This is a genomic window from Halomonas sp. DP1Y21-3, assembly GCF_019801245.1.
GTDB lineage: Bacteria > Pseudomonadota > Gammaproteobacteria > Pseudomonadales > Halomonadaceae > Halomonas > Halomonas litopenaei.
Genome location: NZ_JAHVJM010000004.1, coordinates 35243 through 52045 on the forward strand (window position 1 = coordinate 35243; position 16803 = coordinate 52045).

Below are 16803 nucleotides of genomic sequence, written 5' to 3' on the forward strand. Positions count from 1 at the left end.
CTACGGACGTCAGGACGACGGAACCGAAGAGGCGGTGGCATCTGAACCGCCCCCGGCCATCAGCCGCGATTCGCTCATCGCCAGCGCTTCGGCGATTCGCTCGCCCCCTAGCGGGCCCTTCCTCGAGCGCCAGTACGCCAGAATCTGCGGGAACTGATTGAAGCAAAGCCCCTGTTGACTGACGACCCGCCGATCCAGCGGAAAAAGGCGCAAGCCTTGCTGCATCAGGCCGTCCGCTCGCCCCTCTCCCCTCGCTCTCAGCAACTCGACCAGGGTCAGTGGATCGTCGCTACCGAAGCGTTCTCTGGCGGCGGCTCGCGCCTCCATCACACGCTCCAGCAGGGCGCGTGCTCGCAGTTGCAGCCGCCTGTCGAGGCGCGCAGCAAAAATGACGGGGGCCAGCCGATTGAGGTCCGCCTGGGTCACGCCGGGCAGCCACACCAGTACACCGGAACGCATGGAAGGCACCAGATCCAGGCGATTCACCTGATCACAGAACAGACAGGCCGTCACGATATCATCGACATCGCGACTGTCAGTCCCCTGGGTCACCGCCTGCTGATACTTGGCGCTGCGAAAGCCACAAAAGCGACAACGGTAGTCGTCCCTGGCCCAGACCGCTTCACGCGCGCCTGGCGGGGCGCAAGGTGTCCCCGTGCACTGATAGCCAAGGACGTCATAGGCGCTGGTGGGGCGCGCCAGGCGAAAACGCAACTTGTCGGCGAGCAGGGAGTCTTGTTCAGACAGGGGACAGGACATGGCGCAACCTTGGCCAGACTGGCCATCCAGAGGACTCGATCGGGACACGGGGCCGCACTACGCAGCCAGTGCGCACCAGATCAAGGCGTGTCGTGGACGCAATCGTGCTTTCATTGACGCCGGTCAACTTCAGCATAGCCTGCCGGCGCGTCCGCATGACGGTTTCGCCCGTCCATCGCCATGGTCTCGCCTTGGCGGCGCCCGGTTCACGCCTACGACACTGCACACCCGCCCTGCGGCTGGTAACATGAAATGACGCGACAGGCGGCATCACATCAAGCCAACCAGGACGTTGGGGCTCATGCAGCAGTCCCGGGCGACAAGCGCCCGATACCGAGGCGCGCCGCTATCAGAGATATAGCACACTATCAATGCAGCTATGCTGAAAACGCCGTCGCCCCCCGGAGACCCAATTCCCCTTAGGATCAATTTGTGACAGTCTACTGCGAATCATCATGAGAAGACCCCGCAATGAGCATTGGCTCGCCTCGGTCAAATCCATGATCCCAGTTTTCACCTTTTCCAGGAGTATCGGCATTGATCAGGGTTCTTGTCGCTGACGATCATCACCTGGTACGCACCAGCATCGTTCATCTGCTCAATGCAGAGAAGGACATCAATGTCGTCGGGGAAGCCGCGGACGGAGAAGAGGCCATTGCTCAGACTCGCCGCCTCAATCCCGACGTGGTGGTGATGGACATTCGCATGCCGGGCATCGGCGGGCTCGAGGCCACTCGCAAGATCCGCCGACTGACCTCGGACATCCGTATTCTTGTGCTGACGGCCTTTATCGAGGAAGCCTTTGCCCAGCGGCTGCTGGAGGCCGGTGCCCACGGCTTCATCAGCAAGGGTTCCCAGCACGACGAGATGGTCAAGGCCATCCGCGCGGTGTTCGCCGGACAGCGCTTCGTCAGCCCGGAGATCGCTCAACGGCTGGTACTGTCGCGCATCGACCACGAGGAAAATCCGTTCGATCAGTTGTCCCAGCGCGAGCTTCAGGTCGCGATGATGATCGTAAACGCCCAACGCGTCGCCGACATCGCCGATCGCATGTTCCTGAGCCCGAAGACGGTCAACACCTACCGCTATCGCATCTTCGAAAAGCTCGGCGTCAACTCCGACGTGGCGCTGACCCACCTGGGACTACGGCATGGACTTGTCGAAGGCTTCAAGGAAGACTAGAAGCCAGCCTGAGGCTCTTACCCAATGTGCCGTCGGGGACGATACGTCCCCCGCCAGGCTCTGGTAGCATGAGCTCCCTGACGTGATGTGACAGGGTGAGCCTTACCAGACCATGACCTTCGATGCCCGACGCTTTCTCGAGACCGTCAGCGAATCACCCGGTATCTACCGGATGTTCGATGACCAGTCCAATACCCTCTATATCGGCAAGGCTCGCCGCCTGAAGGCCCGCCTGGCGAGCTATTTCCGCGGCGCACTCAATACCAAGACTCAGGCGCTGGTCGCTCGCATCCACGACATCCAGGTCACGGTGACCAACAGCGAGACCGAGGCGCTGCTGCTCGAACAGACCCTGATAAAGCAGCTCAGACCGCCCTACAACATCCTGTTGCGTGACGACAAGTCCTACCCCTTCGTGTTTGTCACCGACCGTCATCCCTTCCCGGCTCTGGAACACAAGCGCGCACGGACCCGCCACGATGACGGCCGCTATTTCGGGCCCTATCCCTCCAGCGGCGCCGTGCGCGAAACGCTATCGCTGATGCAGAAGGTGTTCCGTATCCGCAACTGCGAGGACGGCGTCTTCGCACACCGCACCCGGCCCTGCCTGCAGTATCAGATTCAGCGCTGCAGCGCCCCCTGCGTGGGCTACATCAGCGAAGAAGACTACCGCCGCGACATCGAACACGCCATCCAGTGCCTGGAAGGACGCAGCGAATCGGTCAGCCAGGAGCTGACCCGCGACATGGAGGCCGCAAGCCAGGCCCTCGACTTCGAGGAAGCGGCACGTCTGCGCGACCAGTTGCAGGATCTGCGCCGTCTGCAGCAGCGCCAGGTGGTGGATACCGGCAGCGGAGACGCCGACGCCTTTGCCCTGGCCTCCCAGCCGGGTGCCCTGTGCATCTCGGTGCTGTCGATTCGTCAGGGGCGTCTGCTGGGGGCGCGGCACTACAGCCCCGCCAACAGCCTCGATCTCGGGGAGCCGGAACTGCTGGGTGACTTCGTCAGCCAGTACTACCTCGGACAGGCCCGGGAGATCCCCACCGAAGTGCTGACCAGCCACGCCGTACCCGACGCTGAACTGATAGCCCGGGCGCTGAGCGAGCATGCCGGACGCCGGGTACGCATGACCGACAAGGTCCGCGGTCACCGCGCCCAGTGGCGTGAACTCGCCCGCACCAACGCCGAGCAGCAACTGGCCGGCCAACTGGCCAACCAGACCCAGCTCGCCAAACGTTTCGAAGATCTTCGCCAGGCACTCGAGCTCGACGAGACGCCGCAACGGCTCGAATGCTTCGATATCAGTCACAGCCACGGCGAGGCCACGGTGGCATCCTGCGTCGTGTTCGACCAGGACGGCCCGCGCAAGAGCGACTATCGGCGTTTCAACATCAAGGGAGTCGCCGCCGGCGATGACTACGCAGCGATGCAGCAGGCGCTGACTCGTCGCTTCAAGCGCTTCAACGAAGGGGAAGGCGTGTTACCCGACATCCTGGTCGTGGACGGCGGCAAGGGCCAGTTGAACATGGCGCGGGAGGTGCTCGCCGAGCTCGCCATCAACGGCGTGATCCTGCTCGGGGTGGCCAAGGGCACCACCCGCAAGGCTGGCCTAGAGACCCTCTTTGTCGAGACCGTGGATCGCTCTCTGGCGCTGCCACCGACCTCGCCGGGTCTTCACCTTATCCAGCACATCCGCGACGAATCGCACCGATTCGCTATCGCTGGCCACCGTGCCAAGCGAGACAAGGCCAGGCGCACCTCGACGCTTCAGGATATCCCCGGCGTCGGCCCCAAACGCCGACGTGAACTGCTGCGCTTCTTCGGCGGACTCCAGGGCATCAAGCAGGCCACCCGCGATGAACTGGCTCGGGTTCCCGGCATCAGCGCCACCATGGCAGACACAATTCATCGTGCCCTGCATGGATGAGTTGAGGTATCACGGATAGAATGAACCACTTTGACGGGCGCCAACGTCGTCCGTCGCTTCTTGTCGCCCCCCTCCAGCAAGGACAGCGGTATCGATGAACATTCCCAACATTCTGACCCTGGCACGCATCGTCTTCATCCCCCTGCTGGTGGTGCTGTTCTACCTGCCCTTCGAATACAGCATGCTGACCGCCGCCGCCCTGTTCGGCCTGGCCTCCATCACCGACTGGCTGGATGGCTATCTGGCGCGCAGGTGGGACCAGTCGACGCCATTTGGCGCCTTCCTCGACCCGGTGGCGGACAAGCTGATGGTGGCAGTGGCGCTGGCACTGCTGATCGAGCGCTACGACGCCGCCTGGCTGACGTTGCCGGCGCTGGTGATCATCGGCCGCGAGATCGTCATCTCGGCACTGCGCGAGTGGATGGCGGAGATGGGCAAGCGCGGTTCGGTCGCGGTGTCCTGGATCGGCAAGGTAAAGACCACCCTGCAGATGGTCGCCCTGCTGCTGCTGCTGGCCTTCCCTCCCGGCCACCTGATCGCCGAACTGGGCGTTGTCACCCTGTACGCCGCCGCCATACTGACGCTGTGGTCGATGATCCAGTACCTGCGGGCCGCCTGGCCGCACCTTAGCCGCTCGCTGTAGGCAGTGCTCTGGCGATCCGGGGCCTATTCGAAAATTCAGGGAAAAGCGTTTGACAGTCACCGACTTATCCGTATAATACGTCCTCGAGTCAGGCGGGAATAGCTCAGTGGTAGAGCACAACCTTGCCAAGGTTGGGGTCGCGAGTTCGAATCTCGTTTCCCGCTCCATCATCAGACGATGGATGACTCATGAGGCTGGATGGCAGAGTGGTTATGCAGCGGACTGCAACTCCGTGTACGCCGGTTCGATTCCGACTCCAGCCTCCATTTTTCCTTTCAGGTGTGCCCCGCTTCCCAGAAGCCGTGTCCGATCCCTTCGGACCCTATCGCCTTACCTCTGGCGACGTTCCTGCCCGGATGGCGAAATTGGTAGACGCAAGGGACTTAAAATCCCTCGGTGGCAACACCGTGCCGGTTCGAGCCCGGCTCCGGGCACCAATAGTTTCAATGCCTTACGCTACCTAGTCCCTCGGCGCCCTCCTCTCTGGTCGCAATTTGGTCGCAAAGCTTCGGCAGCCTGCCAGCCACTTGATCCAAACGCGAGTCGAACATATGCGCGTACCGGCTGGTCACCACCAGGCTGCTGTGGCCAAGTAGCGCCTGCACCGTCGTCATCACCTCCCCCGCCTCAGCCAGCAGGCTGGCGTAGGTGTGGCGAAGGTCATGAAAGCGCAGATCATCACGCTTTATAGCCCGCCGGGCAGCTTCAAACGCCTTACGCAATTGATGAGCGTCAGATGCAAACGGCAGGTTGGCCACCAATGCCGCACCATCCTCCGGCAGCGGCACGACCCTGGCCTTGCCACTCTTGGTCTGCCCTGGTCGCAACACGATGCGACCACCCTGGATGTTGCCAGGGTCCAGCGACAGGAGCTCGCCGCGGCGCAGTCCCGTCAAAGCAGCCAGCGTGATGATTCGCCGCTCCTCCGGATACTCTTCCGGCACAGCCTCAACCAAACGCCGAATATCCCCTGCGGTCAGGTAGACGTGGCGCTCGTTTTTCGGGGTAGGCTTGCGCAGCTTGCCGTCCAGCGGCTGATCCAGCCAATCCCACTCCCGATACGCCAGGCTCAGCACTCGCTTGACCACCTGGGTCCGGTTATTGATTGTGCTTTGGCTGAGCCGCCTCCTACGCATATCCTTCTGCATCGACCGGGCGGCATCCAACACCTCCTGACCAAGAAGCACGTCTTGCGCGTTCTCGTCGAACCAGCGGGCGACTGCACGAATGCTCGCGCCCTGGCTGTTCGTGTCGTACTCGTCGACCCAGCGCAGAAGACCCTCCATGAAGGTCCTCCGCTCCTGCCGACCCATGAGGCCATTGAATTGAGCCTCGTTTAGTTCAGCCTCTCGCTTCGTGGCGAACTGCCTTGCTTCCTTTTCCGTGATAAACGTTCGCTGATATCTGCCGCGCTCACCCGACTCGGTGACGACCCACCTGTTCCGAGATGCGCGGTATCGAACCGTGATACCCATTTTTGTTGCTCCCCTCGTGAGGGGCCGCGCTTGCAGCTCTCAATGTAAGCGTCGACCGCCTCTCGCTCAAACCGTACGTTGCCGCCCAGGGCGACATAGCCAATCAGGTGCTTGATCGCGTAGACCTTGCGCTCACTGATGGCCAAGAGTTCCGCCACCTCGCTCGGCGGCATCAGGGGTGTCATGATCAAGCTCTCCTTCAGGGCAAAAGAAAGCCGCCTCGGTGGGCGGCATGATGATCGGCAGTTCACTGGCGGTATCGTCGCCGCCATTCAAGGAAGTCGCGTAAACAAGGTTCATCTGCAAGGCGGTAGTACACGGTACGGCCTGACCGATCCGCTTTTACAAGACCTGCTTCGCGCATTTTGGTGAGATGCTTGCTGGTCTGATTCTGGGTCAGAGATAGCACCTCAGAAATCCTAGACACACAGATCGGATCGAATTTTTGGACTACATTAAGAATTTCGGCACGAGTAGGGAAAGCGGCTAGATACAGTAGCTCGTCGACATCGAAGGACATGAATGGCTTCCAGTTTTTGCGTTTCACCTACTATACCCCGCACCCTTGCTCGGATGGGCACAATGATGCTCACCAGGCTCACTCTGTTTTCCACGGGCGCCGCTGAACCTATACCTGGCATACCAGGAACCGCACCAGCTAAGGCTCATCGCTGCCTCCCGGCTTCGGCGCCGCTGCGATCATGTCGCAGTAGATCCCCTCGACATGGCACCCTGCTTCCGAAGCAATCTGGCCTGACTCTGCCATCTCCCGCGTCGGCTTCACCGGCACCACCTGCCAGCCGTCTGGCACGTATCGGTCGTTCCACTGAGAGCCGCACGCTCCACCCTCCTCGTTGGACTCAAATCGGCCACCGCCATCAGTGCAAGCCACGATGCAGGACTGTCGTGGTGTGCCCATGCGCTCGAAGTCGGCTTCTCCTCCGCAGAACGGACAGGGCAAGAGCTTATTCATCGCCACCTCCCTCGGCCTGTTGGCGGTATCCATCACGCAATTTGACGGCCTTGGCCCTAACCGGCTCGTCACCCATTCGCGGGAACATCAGAAACTCGTGAAGCGCCTCCGCCTTCTTGGTCGCATCGCGGCGCGCGAGGCTGGCCTCTTTGGTCCTGCTCAGCACCGCCTTTGCATCGTCGGCGTACTCAGGCGTCACGCTTCCGTAGTGCGCCATGGAATGCAGGATGGACTGACACGACGTAAGCTCGCGCACCAAGTCGCTTTGGTGTGCCGCCAGCGCATCCCGGCCTCGCTCAGCGGCCCGTCGATGGTGGCGTTCGGCCTCAAGATCGTGTGCGAGTTCGCAGTTGTGTTCTTCTACCTGCTCCAGCCGCTGCTGTAGCGCTTCAATCGAACTGCTCATACCCTTCTCCTCTGCTCTCTGTACGCCCGCTTCGCCTCTCTCAATACCAGCGCCCCGTCCGCCATGATCAGCAGGCCGAGAATGATGGCCGCGATCATCCCGCCTTCCTCCATGCTGGGATTCCGTCGAGCGTGCCATCGCGCTGGATCCGCCCGTGCTCGTGCCACTGCCGGATCGCCTCGTGCGCGGCCTCCGGCGCTTTCACCAACCGGTACTGGCCCATCACGGCGCCAAGCACCGCCGCCACATGCCGGGCGCTGAACCGCACCGGCAGCCCTTCCCGCACCCTGATCTCCTGCTGCACGGACACCAAGCCGCGCAGCCTGTCTACTCGTTGCATACCCACTCCCTCCACATCTGATCGGCCAGCGCCTGCTCAAAAGCCCTGGCGCCGACCTCGCCCCATACCTCGATGTCGTTGATCCACTCGCCTGGTGTCACCATGCGCCGAACCACGCACCGGTTCCGTGCACCACCGCCACGGGGAAGAAGATCGCCCCGGCAATCAGGAAGCCCCAGGCCTCCTCTGTGAAGCAGACGACGAGGTGCGTCAGCCATGAGCCGAACACCCACAGGAAGATCAGCAGTCCAGCGATTGCTTGCATGTTATGGTCTCCACGAAAAAGCCCCGGCGCGTGCCGAGGCTGGAAAGAAATTGCCGCTTCACGTGCGGCACCCGGGGCGCCCCGGTAGTCGATGATGGGCTACAGGTAGTCCAAGGCTCTTTGATCGCGGGCAGCCTGTTCAGCCTGCTGATACTCGCCGCCGGTGATCTCGACGAATTCTGCGCCTCGCTCCGGCGGCTGGCTGGCAGCTACGTACAGCTCGCCGTTCTGCAGGTCTACAACCATACTCGCACCGGAAAACATCAAATCTGACGCGATGTAGCCGCCGCACAGCCATTGGCCATCGAGCTCGCAAGGCTCTGGCGCCTCATTGATCCAGCGATCCAGCAACTCCTTATGGGCCTGCTTGAGCTCCTCGCCCTTCACGCTGCGAGCCCCCTTGGCGCGAGGCCGGCGAGAGAATCTCGCCTTGGGGTCGGGTTTCGTCCAGAGCTCCGGGTATTCCGGCTCGCCCTCGAAGTAGACGCCGTGCAGCGACAGCCTGGTCATCCCAGTCACATTGACGGCTACACCGCCGAGCGACTTGGCGAACTCAGCGGCGCTTTCCTGAAAATCACGCTTTGCTCGGAGATGGGCTTTCATTGCCTCAACGGGTTCGATATGGCCGTGATCGTCGTGGAGCGGGTTTCCGGACAGCAGTTTGGTAATCTTGAAGTAGCGCTTTGTCATGGTGCCTTCCCCTGAATAAAGGTCGCCCCATCGACTGCAGGGCCAACGAAATTGATGCCCCATCTCGGAGGGGTGGCCGGCCCGCCCTGCCGCCTACTGCTGTGCAGTGAACTCGCCCGCGCTCAGCACGAGTGGAGCTGAGGAGACGGCGGCCAGCGGGCTGACTCCGTTTTGAGGCACGGTGGCCTGGCCTCGTCCCGGTCATTGGCGCCACCGGGCACGGCGCGTTTATTCATGCCGCCCGCTTGATCCGCAGGCGCATGCGATAGGCGTTGCTGGCTTGGCGACGGGCCGCGTTGATGCTGGCCTGAAACTGGACCGAAGCGGGCATCAGCTTGACCCGGTTATTGATGCTGGAATAACAGGTCGATATGCCCTGAAGCCGCAGGTGGCTGACGACTTGACGAATGGACATGCACTGGGCCTCGATACAGTCCTGCACCGTTCGATCGATGTCCGTCCAGTCACGACGACGCCACGCGCCGCGGCGACAGGGATCAGTAAAACCACTGCGCTTGGCCAGGCCATGGACCTGGTCTCGCCCAAGCCCCAACTCTGTTGCGATGTCCTGGTAGGTGGCGCCCTCATCGAGACGGCGCTTCACGTACTTCTTTTCCGTGGTTTTCCATTGGTGCTGTTCCATACCGCCTCCCACAAAAAAAGCCCCGGTGTGGGGCCTGTTTGCTCAAGCGGCGCGAAGATGCTCCATAGCATCGTCATACCCGCTCCAGTTATCGACGCCGGCGGCTTCCAGCGCATCCAGCTTGTCCCGAGCAGCCAGTAGCGCCTCGTACTCCTTGCGACTGATCGTCACCGTGTTGGGCTGCTCGACTTCGCGGGCTGGCTTGAGTGCGGCACCACGTTCGGCAGCGGCAGCGATCTTGCTGGTGTCGAGGGGGCGGCGCTCCTCGGTAGCGGACTCGTCCTTGCCGGCGGCGATGGACTTGTCGATGGCTTCCTTGTTGGCCGCCTGTGCCTTCGCCTTGGCTTCTTCCTCCTGCCGGATCTTCTCCCGCTCCGCCTCGAGCCGCTTCTGCTCCTCCTGCTTGTGGTGCGCGATGCGGTTCTCGACCTGAAGCTTGATGAACTCGGCATCCCGCTGGATCAGGTCGCGCCAGTCGCTAAACAGGAAGCCGTAGTCGCCCTGGTACTTCTCGATCAGCGCCTTGTTCTCGCTGATCTGGTTGGCGAGCTGCTGGCACTCGACCTTGGCTCGGGCCACCTCGTCATCGGCCGCGGACTGCAGGGTGGCGATGGTCTTCTTGCCTTTCATGGCGCCGGCTACGTTGAAGCTGTGACGGGGCTCAACCGGGCAATCCAGCTTGGCCAAGAAGTCGTCAAAGGCCTGGTGCGCCTTCTGCTGGATCTCTAGTCGGCGGTTCTCTTTCTCGGCCTTCACCAGCTTGTCGAGATGCAGGCGCTTCTGGCGCATGGTCTCGCGCAACTCGTCGATGGTGCTGAACAGCTCAGAGATGCTTGCCGTCTGTTCCAGAGCAGCCTTCTTGCTGGCCTCAAGCTGCTTCTCGCCCTTCTGCAGGAACTTCACAGTCTCGGCGGCATCGGCGAAGTGCTGATCGGTAGTCAGCTTGGTGCGGATACCTTCGATCATGCCCATGGCACGGGCCTTGAAGTCGGGCAAGTTACTCGCCTGAACTGCCCCGGTGAGGTCGATCTTGAGCGCCGGCAGTGCTTCGGGCGCCTCGCCCTGGGGCGCGACTGTCTGCTCGGTAGGTTGGTAGGCTTCGAGATCTGCGCTGAACTGCTCCCAGCCGGCGACAAGCTGGCTGGCATGGAAGTCATCGAGAGCGACCCAGGTGCTGACCGTGTTTTCCTCGGTACCGTCCGTGACCATGTAGAGCCACTTGTCTGCACCACTCACTACCAGCTGCTGAACCACCTGCCAGTAGTCCTCTTGCGGCACCTCGCCCGCTCTCACTTCCTCAGCCTTCGAAGCGTTCCACTGTTTGCACTCCCAGCCAATATCCTCAAGCATCGTGATGCCATCGAACGAGGCCAGTAGAGTGCCGTCATCAGCCACCGCGGTGACCGGGTAAAGCTCCTCGCCAACGATGCGTTCCGCGATGGGGCGAGCCGCGGCCTCGATGCGGTGGCCTTTTTCGAGCACGTTCTTCTGGAACCACGCACTGAACTCCTGCTCTGAGCCGGTAGCCTTCATGTGAAGCAGCTCGTTGCGCTTCACGTTCTTCGAGCAGGCCATCATGATCGAGGCCTCGCTGGCAGTGAAATAGCGGGAGCGGTAGGCACACCACTCGTCGCTGCCCTGAACCAAGTCGATGATCTTCATGCCGCTACCTCCAAGATCTGCTGTTTCTGTTCCTCGCTCAGCTCAGCTTTGCTGCTGACCATGTTGATGATCTGCTCAGGCGTGCGCTTGCCGGCTTCGATGGCGTCTCGCCACTTGGGGAAGTTCGCGTTAAAGGAGTCGACGGGATAATGCTCAAGCGCTGGTCGTGCCGGCTGCTGCTGAGCCGGATTGATTTCCCGCTCGGTAGGAATGTCCTGAGCCTCCTCGACGGTGATCAGGCCGCCCAGGGCGTCGGCGAACTTGTCGCGCAACGCATAGCCGCGGGCGCGCCACATGAGCATCCGCTTGGGGTAGGTCTGCCAAGGACCTGCTTTACCCCACAACTTGGCTCGCTCGGCGTCTGCCTGGCTGAAGGTGACCGTGTGCGGCTTGGCGTCACCCTTGCGCCAAACGGTACAGGTGGCGGCCATGCTGGCATCGTCGAATGACTCCTCGTGGCCACCAAAGGCCGAGTGGCTCTGTACCAGAGCAAGCAGAGCGTCGCCGTATATGGCCGGCTTACCGTTGATAACGGCGATGTTCTGCAGCGCCTGGATCGGATTCAGGCCTAACTCCGCCCCCATCATCATGGCAACCAAGGTGTCCTGAGGCTTCTGCTGATATGCCTGCGGGACCATCTGGCTGCTGGCCAGCATCTGAGCCATCTCCATGGCCTCGCTCATACTGTTTGGCTGCAGGGCAAAGCCGCCCCCATTAGGTCGTGCGATTACATTCATGCTGCTATCCTCTTACTTGATGGCATCCAAACACGCCCCAGTCCGATGGCAGTCGGCTCTGGGGCGCTTTTATTCAATCGACGCCGTTACGCATCGGATTGGTGCTTTGCATCATCAACCGCATGGCGTCGTAGCCGTGGCGATGTCCGAATTCCCGGTCGATCGGCTGGCTGCTGCACCCGGCCAAGGCCAGGGCGGTGATCAAAATCAGTGCTCGCATGCTTCCCTCCTCATGCCGCCCAGGCGTCCCGCTTCTCGTGGTATTCGCTGAGCAGTCGTTCGCTGTCGTCGTCGGTGAGCTTGGCCTCGAGCCACGCCGCCGGATAACCGCGGCGGTCGAGGATGTCGAACTCGAATTCATCCGGCTCTGGCGGATCGGCGTCGCCAAACCCTGAGCCGGTGGTGCGCATCGGTGCCCCGGGGCTGTAGAACGTCACCCGGCACCGGCACGGAATACCTGCAACGGTGGTCATGAACGTCATGCCGCCGCCCTCCTCCGGTAGTGCTGGTCCAGGGCGATCTCGATCGCTCGATTGACCTCCGAGCCGCCCCGATAACCGTTGCTCAGAAACACCTCGGCAACGGCCATGATCAGACCGTCCATCGACAGCTGGTCAGCCATCAAAGCCTCTTTGATCGCGTCATCGACCGGGTACGCCCCCGGCTCTCGGCCAGCGTCTCTCAGCGCCTCGATGTCCCTCGAGTGTTTGCTCCATCCGCTCGTGCACATACCTACCTCCTGCCGCACCAAGCGGCGCCGATGAATGCGATGGCGTACAGAATGGCGAACACCACCAGCCAGGATTTATCGGGGGTCATGACTCGCCTCGGGCTTTGGCAAGAGCGGCGCGGGCCTTCATGTAGTCCGCGGCTAATAGCCTGAATTTTGCCCACTCGTCGTCGGGTGTTCGCTCCACCTCGTCATCTCCATCAAGCTGGTCGGCCAATCTCCCAAACACCTCAAGCGCCTCATACAGCTCCGGCGCCGCGGCGATCAGGTGGGCGTTGGCTTTTGTGACACCCTTGCCCATATCGACGAGTCCCTCGTCGGTGAAAGCCGGGTACTGCCTAACCTCGGCCACCTGCCATCCATCGTTGGTTTCCGCCCTCAAGCCATCGCCGCTATCGCCGCCCAGGGGGCCGAAGATGTCGCCGCCGTTGATCACCTCCCACGGCCCCGGTGTAAATTTCGTCTCGCTCATACCGCCCTCCAAATCTCAATCGGCGGCGTCACGCCCCGGGCCGCCATGGCCTTGCGACGCTGCCAGCGCTCTTTGCGCAACCACCGCTTGCGGTGCTCGCTCGTGATGATCTTGTCGGCCCATTGCTCGCCGATGAGAGGCCGCAGCCCGAGGCGACGGCGTGCTGTATCTGCGGTCATGCGACCTCCTGGAAGAAAAAAGCCGCTCGGGTGAGCGGCAATGCAGGCAAATAATTAGCGTTCGTACGTAGACGTAAGGGGGCATTCCGGGCTAAGTCTTACCGCCCCATCTAGAGCCCTCCTCAAAGTTCGTCCATGCACATGATTCCACAACGCTTTCTAACCACTAGGACGAGCTCTTAAGCGCCCCCGTTTTGACGCTTCACCCCAACACATGGCATTCGTACGACATATACTCACAAGCATTAATAACATTCCCAGATAAGCTAAAACTTTAATCACAAACAGATCAGCCACTTGCACCATTAAAAAATAAAAAACTCCTTCCCCCCCAGACGGTCTATACTTATAAAGGCAACAAGTCTTTTGTTTTCGAACGGAGTAGATAGTAAAAGACAATTAAAAAAACTTAACATTTATAACCATCAACTAAAGGATAAAAAACTCATGTCAATCGTAATGAAAGAAGACATCACCAAAACCGATGAATCTTCATTAGACAGGGCTGAAAACGAGGGACTTTGCATGAACGAAGTTCGCTCGCCCGAGAAAAAAGGCATTAAAACGCCGCCTCCTCACGCACACGAAACAGAGGAAAACAACTCTAAATCATCGAAAAAACCAGAAGGATTTTTCTCAAAACTTGGGAAAAGTGCATGTAAACAAATCGGAAAAATAAAAAACCTTTTTTCAAGAAAATACGAAAAAACACCTATCAAGACATCAACAGGCGAGGCAAATTTCAAAAGAATATTTTATATTGAACTTCCTAAACCCTCTACAACAGGATTCCACCCGCCACCATTCATTCGAAATAGCGGTGGTTATTGCTTATTTCCAGAACATAAGATCGCCTCAAACCCTAATGAGAAAAGACTAGAGCAACCATGGAAACAACGAGATAGCTAGTCCAAAAAACCACATAGTGTCACAATAAGAGATCAGGCTTTCTCCAAAACATGGAATTAAACCTACCACCGTTCACCCGCTGCCTTCGGGTGAACTATTGGAATAAGGCATACCGCACCCTATGCCCATAGAATATTTTTAGCCTCATAGATTGGTCGCTGATCCTCAGCGACGAGGTGGAGCGTGGCATGGCGGGCCTGGTGATCGACAATCAAAATCAACGATAAACTCATGGTCATACTGGGAGCAAAACACAGTAACGTCGCAAATTCGTTCGATTTCATTCTCACATTCATAAAACCTTGCGTCGGACCAAAAATCATCAGCGGTGGCTAGATCGACATACACCTCACAATTCGGGCAATCAGCATCCAATGCAATCGATCAGGCGGCATTGGTCCCACTCATCACTCCCCATCGCTCGTAGGCTCCGTTGTCACGCCCTTTAGTTCGGCGATCTCTCGCTTGAGCACCCGAATTTCAGCCTCGTAGCTTGCTGGTGACCGGACCTTCATTTTCAGGCTGCATGCTTCTTCCTGGCGGAAGGTCTCGCCGTTGCGCACTTTTTCAGCTCGCATTGCAATACGGCGCAGCCGCTTGGTCTGCGTCCTCGACGCCCTGGCCATGCGGGCTATGTGATCAAGTGCGTCATGCAGCTGGTTGATAGCGTGGTGGTAGTCGGTGCCATTGCTCACTGCCTTCCCCCTGTCCGTTGTCATCCGAAAGCGGTGGCCGGTGCTGATCTCCGGCATGGGTCGAAGTGTTCCGGTCCATCGTTGCCCGCTACACCGGTTTCGCTGCGCATCAGCCTACGCATTCACCGCTTTCGGATGGGCTCTGCCGCGGCAAAGCCCGGAATCCTGCCGGTCAGCCCCGGCTGCCTCACCACTACGCAGGTGACGCGCTTCGCGCTTCGCTCATAGCTTCCTCCCGTTGTCATCCATCAGCCCTCTCGGCGAGAAGGCTGGTGGATAACCCTTTAGGGTCGCGGCTCGCCCTCTGTTGGGGCCTCGCCTCGCCAGCTCCGACTTCGCTGGGTCTCCGGGTCGGCTACATCCGGTAGCTCGGGTGGTGGGCTGCTGCCCTGTCCACGCCTCCAAATATAGGCATACCTATTTGTGACGTCAACAGCTTTACCTATATTTTATCGCAGCCGCCTATATATCATTGTTTTCCCTATGCGGAATGCGCAAAGGAAAACCGCCTCAAGGGCGGCTATCGGGCGTGAGCGCTACGAGCGGGCACAAAAAACCCGTCGAATGGACGGGTTGTCAGTACTCACCAGGCCTTGCTACCAGTGGCAGGCCTCGCGGAGCGGGGCTATCTCGCTCTCCAAGTCGTGGACGTCGAACGTGACTGTGATGGGCGACTCGTTAAACGGTGTGGCTCGGACCAGCAGCGTTTCGGCGCCAAACATGGACTTGATGACGGGAATTGACTGGCCGCCCCTGAATAGGCCGAGCAGGCTGTTATCAGTAGATGCATCCATACCGATCGTTCGTGCATTGCGAGAGTCGACGCGAAGGTCGACGTCACCCCAGTCGTGGTAACGACTGCTTGCCATGTGGTGCCCGTTGAACTCGATATACAGTGCCGTCGTGTTCTCCATGCACCGAAGCTGGAGCCTAGCAGGCGCAGCGCGTCCAGAGCGATATTTGTGGGGAACAGGCTCGTTGGAATACGTGGTGAGCCAAACATTCATCGAGTCGTCGATGAGGGATGTGTCCTGGCTGACCGACCAGGGGGCACTCGGCTCGGGAGGTGTTGGCGGGAGACTATCTTGCTGGGGCTCGCTGGCCTCGGCGGCGGACGAGGGTGGAGTGCTACTCCCTTCAGATCGCAGCGATTCAGGATCTTGTCCAAAAATCGCGGCCAAGATCAGTACTATGCCGGAAACGCCTATGGTCAAGACTGCATTCTTGCTGGGCACCCTATACTCCTGCTCGTGGGGCTGACCTCAGTAGCCAAGCGCCCTCACCCACATCATAGTGATCAATCGAAGTTTTCCCACCAGAAGACCCTTCCTAGGATCTTAGGGGCGTCCGGATCGGCAAGGCTGTAAACCTCCTCCGGGTACTCAACGCTATTCTCGCTGACCACGCGCACGCGGTTCAGAGGCATGCGGTAGAGGCGCTTCACGCGCAGCATGCCGTCATGGTCGAGGGCGTAGATCTTGCCATCGACGACGCTCCGGCTCCCCTTGTCGATGCCGATAGTGGCGCCATCGTTGATGGCCGGGCACATGGAGTCACCCTTAACGATAGCGAGAGCGGCGTTTTCAGGCTGCACTCCAGCCCTCGACAGGCGCGGCAGGCTAAAGCGCTCCTCCGCCCCGTGGTTCTCGATGACCTGGGTGGCACAGCCATCGCCAGCGGCAAACTCCACCTCTCTGAACACTGGCAACATCACCTCGTCAGGACGCAGCGGCTCGCTACCCTCGATGATCTCGTGGTCAATCAGCTCAGCATTGCCTTCTGCTGGGCGGCGCGGGCGCAAGGTCGAGACGTTGCTGGCACCGAGCATTTCCCCTTTACCCGTTGCCAGCCATTCAGCGCTGACAGAGCACACGTCAGCGATCTGGACGAGGTATGCACTTGAGCGGGATTCACCCTTCTCGAGATCAGAGATAGTGGCCTGCCGAACCCCTACCGCGTCTCCAAGCTGTTTCTGCGTTAAGCCTGCGTTTTTCCGGGCGCGGCGAACCCGATCTCCGATGTTCATACCAGAGAAAGATATAGGCGCACCTATACCGTTGCAAAAAGGAGTTCCTGTATCTACTATATAGGCATTCCTTTTTTCAAAGGCCGGCAT

Annotated in this window: 24 protein-coding genes and 3 tRNA genes; 7 read left to right on the plus strand and 20 right to left on the minus strand. The window is 60.0% G+C overall.

Features of this window, described 5'->3' with window-relative positions; translation table 11 throughout:
• Positions 1–9 precede the first annotated feature (9 nt).
• Entirely contained in the window at positions 10–759 is a 750-nt protein-coding gene (locus KUV74_RS12215; protein WP_222516439.1) for a hypothetical protein, read from the minus strand.
• Positions 760–1296: 537 nt separating this feature from the next.
• Between KUV74_RS12215 and KUV74_RS12220 the strand changes: the two genes are divergently transcribed.
• From KUV74_RS12220 to KUV74_RS12245, 6 genes are all read left to right on the plus strand, one after another.
• Positions 1297–1941, plus strand: coding sequence for a response regulator (locus KUV74_RS12220; RefSeq protein WP_045994188.1), 645 nt, complete (start codon positions 1297–1299; stop codon positions 1939–1941).
• Between the two features lie 112 nt (positions 1942–2053).
• Entirely contained in the window at positions 2054–3868 is a 1815-nt protein-coding gene (gene uvrC, locus KUV74_RS12225) for an excinuclease ABC subunit UvrC (RefSeq protein WP_045994189.1), read from the plus strand.
• A 94-nt stretch (positions 3869–3962) separates the two neighbouring features.
• On the plus strand, positions 3963–4511 hold the full coding sequence (gene pgsA, locus KUV74_RS12230) for a CDP-diacylglycerol--glycerol-3-phosphate 3-phosphatidyltransferase (RefSeq protein WP_045994190.1): 549 nt from the start codon (positions 3963–3965) through the stop codon (positions 4509–4511).
• A 92-nt stretch (positions 4512–4603) separates the two neighbouring features.
• Positions 4604–4678, plus strand: a tRNA-Gly gene (locus KUV74_RS12235).
• 25 nt (positions 4679–4703) lie between these two features.
• Positions 4704–4777, plus strand: a tRNA-Cys gene (locus tag KUV74_RS12240).
• 84 nt (positions 4778–4861) lie between these two features.
• Positions 4862–4948 (plus strand) — tRNA-Leu (locus KUV74_RS12245).
• Between the two features lie 6 nt (positions 4949–4954).
• On the opposite strand, the gene KUV74_RS12250 is transcribed toward KUV74_RS12245, so the two are convergent.
• The 16 genes from KUV74_RS12250 to KUV74_RS12325 form a co-directional block, all read right to left on the minus strand.
• Positions 4955–5797, minus strand: coding sequence for a tyrosine-type recombinase/integrase (locus tag KUV74_RS12250; RefSeq protein WP_222516440.1), 843 nt, complete (start codon positions 5795–5797; stop codon positions 4955–4957).
• 50 nt (positions 5798–5847) lie between these two features.
• Positions 5848–6171, minus strand: coding sequence for a helix-turn-helix domain-containing protein (locus KUV74_RS12255; protein WP_181248717.1), 324 nt, complete (start codon positions 6169–6171; stop codon positions 5848–5850).
• Positions 6172–6233: 62 nt separating this feature from the next.
• The gene (locus KUV74_RS21075) at positions 6234–6506 is read right to left on the minus strand and encodes an ArsR/SmtB family transcription factor (RefSeq protein ID WP_222516441.1); all 273 of its coding nucleotides are present in this window, start codon (positions 6504–6506) and stop codon (positions 6234–6236) included.
• Between the two features lie 138 nt (positions 6507–6644).
• Positions 6645–6992, minus strand: coding sequence for a Lar family restriction alleviation protein (locus tag KUV74_RS21080; RefSeq protein ID WP_409996590.1), 348 nt, complete (start codon positions 6990–6992; stop codon positions 6645–6647).
• Entirely contained in the window at positions 6952–7365 is a 414-nt protein-coding gene (locus KUV74_RS12270) for a hypothetical protein (RefSeq protein WP_222516443.1), read from the minus strand. The genes KUV74_RS21080 and KUV74_RS12270 overlap by 41 nt, the downstream gene beginning before the upstream one ends.
• A 94-nt stretch (positions 7366–7459) precedes the next feature.
• Complete coding sequence (locus tag KUV74_RS12275) at positions 7460–7705, minus strand: hypothetical protein (RefSeq protein ID WP_222516444.1); 246 nt, start codon at positions 7703–7705, stop codon at positions 7460–7462.
• 97 nt (positions 7706–7802) lie between these two features.
• Positions 7803–7970 (minus strand): hypothetical protein, encoded by a 168-nt coding sequence (locus KUV74_RS12280; RefSeq protein ID WP_222516445.1) that lies wholly within the window; start codon positions 7968–7970, stop codon positions 7803–7805.
• Between the two features lie 99 nt (positions 7971–8069).
• A complete protein-coding gene (locus KUV74_RS12285; protein ID WP_222516446.1) occupies positions 8070–8660 on the minus strand; it encodes a hypothetical protein in 591 nt (196 codons plus the stop codon).
• Between the two features lie 232 nt (positions 8661–8892).
• Positions 8893–9303 carry a hypothetical protein gene (locus KUV74_RS12290; RefSeq protein WP_222516447.1) on the minus strand — a complete coding sequence of 137 codons (411 nt, stop codon included), beginning with the start codon at positions 9301–9303 and terminating at the stop codon, positions 8893–8895.
• Between the two features lie 42 nt (positions 9304–9345).
• On the minus strand, positions 9346–10965 hold the full coding sequence (locus KUV74_RS12295) for a YqaJ viral recombinase family protein (RefSeq protein WP_222516448.1): 1620 nt from the start codon (positions 10963–10965) through the stop codon (positions 9346–9348).
• Positions 10962–11702, minus strand: a complete 741-nt coding sequence (locus tag KUV74_RS12300) for a recombinase RecT (RefSeq protein ID WP_222516449.1) — start codon at positions 11700–11702, stop codon at positions 10962–10964. The genes KUV74_RS12295 and KUV74_RS12300 overlap by 4 nt, the downstream gene beginning before the upstream one ends.
• 73 nt (positions 11703–11775) lie before the next feature.
• Complete coding sequence (locus tag KUV74_RS12305; protein WP_222516450.1) at positions 11776–11922, minus strand: hypothetical protein; 147 nt, start codon at positions 11920–11922, stop codon at positions 11776–11778.
• A 10-nt stretch (positions 11923–11932) separates the two neighbouring features.
• Entirely contained in the window at positions 11933–12184 is a 252-nt protein-coding gene (locus tag KUV74_RS12310) for a hypothetical protein (protein WP_222516451.1), read from the minus strand.
• Positions 12181–12324, minus strand: coding sequence for a hypothetical protein (locus KUV74_RS12315; protein ID WP_213226952.1), 144 nt, complete (start codon positions 12322–12324; stop codon positions 12181–12183). The genes KUV74_RS12310 and KUV74_RS12315 overlap by 4 nt, the downstream gene beginning before the upstream one ends.
• Positions 12325–12517: 193 nt before the next feature.
• Positions 12518–12904, minus strand: a complete 387-nt coding sequence (locus KUV74_RS12320) for a hypothetical protein (protein ID WP_222516452.1) — start codon at positions 12902–12904, stop codon at positions 12518–12520.
• Complete coding sequence (locus KUV74_RS12325; protein ID WP_222516453.1) at positions 12901–13083, minus strand: hypothetical protein; 183 nt, start codon at positions 13081–13083, stop codon at positions 12901–12903. The genes KUV74_RS12320 and KUV74_RS12325 overlap by 4 nt, the downstream gene beginning before the upstream one ends.
• Before the next feature lie 447 nt (positions 13084–13530).
• Between KUV74_RS12325 and KUV74_RS12330 the strand changes: the two genes are divergently transcribed.
• Positions 13531–13992 carry a hypothetical protein gene (locus tag KUV74_RS12330; protein WP_222516454.1) on the plus strand — a complete coding sequence of 154 codons (462 nt, stop codon included), beginning with the start codon at positions 13531–13533 and terminating at the stop codon, positions 13990–13992.
• A gap of 407 nt (positions 13993–14399) precedes the next feature.
• Here KUV74_RS12330 and KUV74_RS12335 read toward each other — a convergent pair whose 3' ends face one another.
• From KUV74_RS12335 to KUV74_RS12345, 3 genes are all read right to left on the minus strand, one after another.
• Entirely contained in the window at positions 14400–14744 is a 345-nt protein-coding gene (locus KUV74_RS12335) for a hypothetical protein (protein ID WP_222516455.1), read from the minus strand.
• A gap of 539 nt (positions 14745–15283) precedes the next feature.
• On the minus strand, positions 15284–15922 hold the full coding sequence (locus KUV74_RS20995; protein ID WP_222516456.1) for a type VI secretion system-associated protein TagO: 639 nt from the start codon (positions 15920–15922) through the stop codon (positions 15284–15286).
• Between the two features lie 62 nt (positions 15923–15984).
• A complete protein-coding gene (locus KUV74_RS12345) occupies positions 15985–16803 on the minus strand; it encodes an XRE family transcriptional regulator (protein WP_222516457.1) in 819 nt (272 codons plus the stop codon).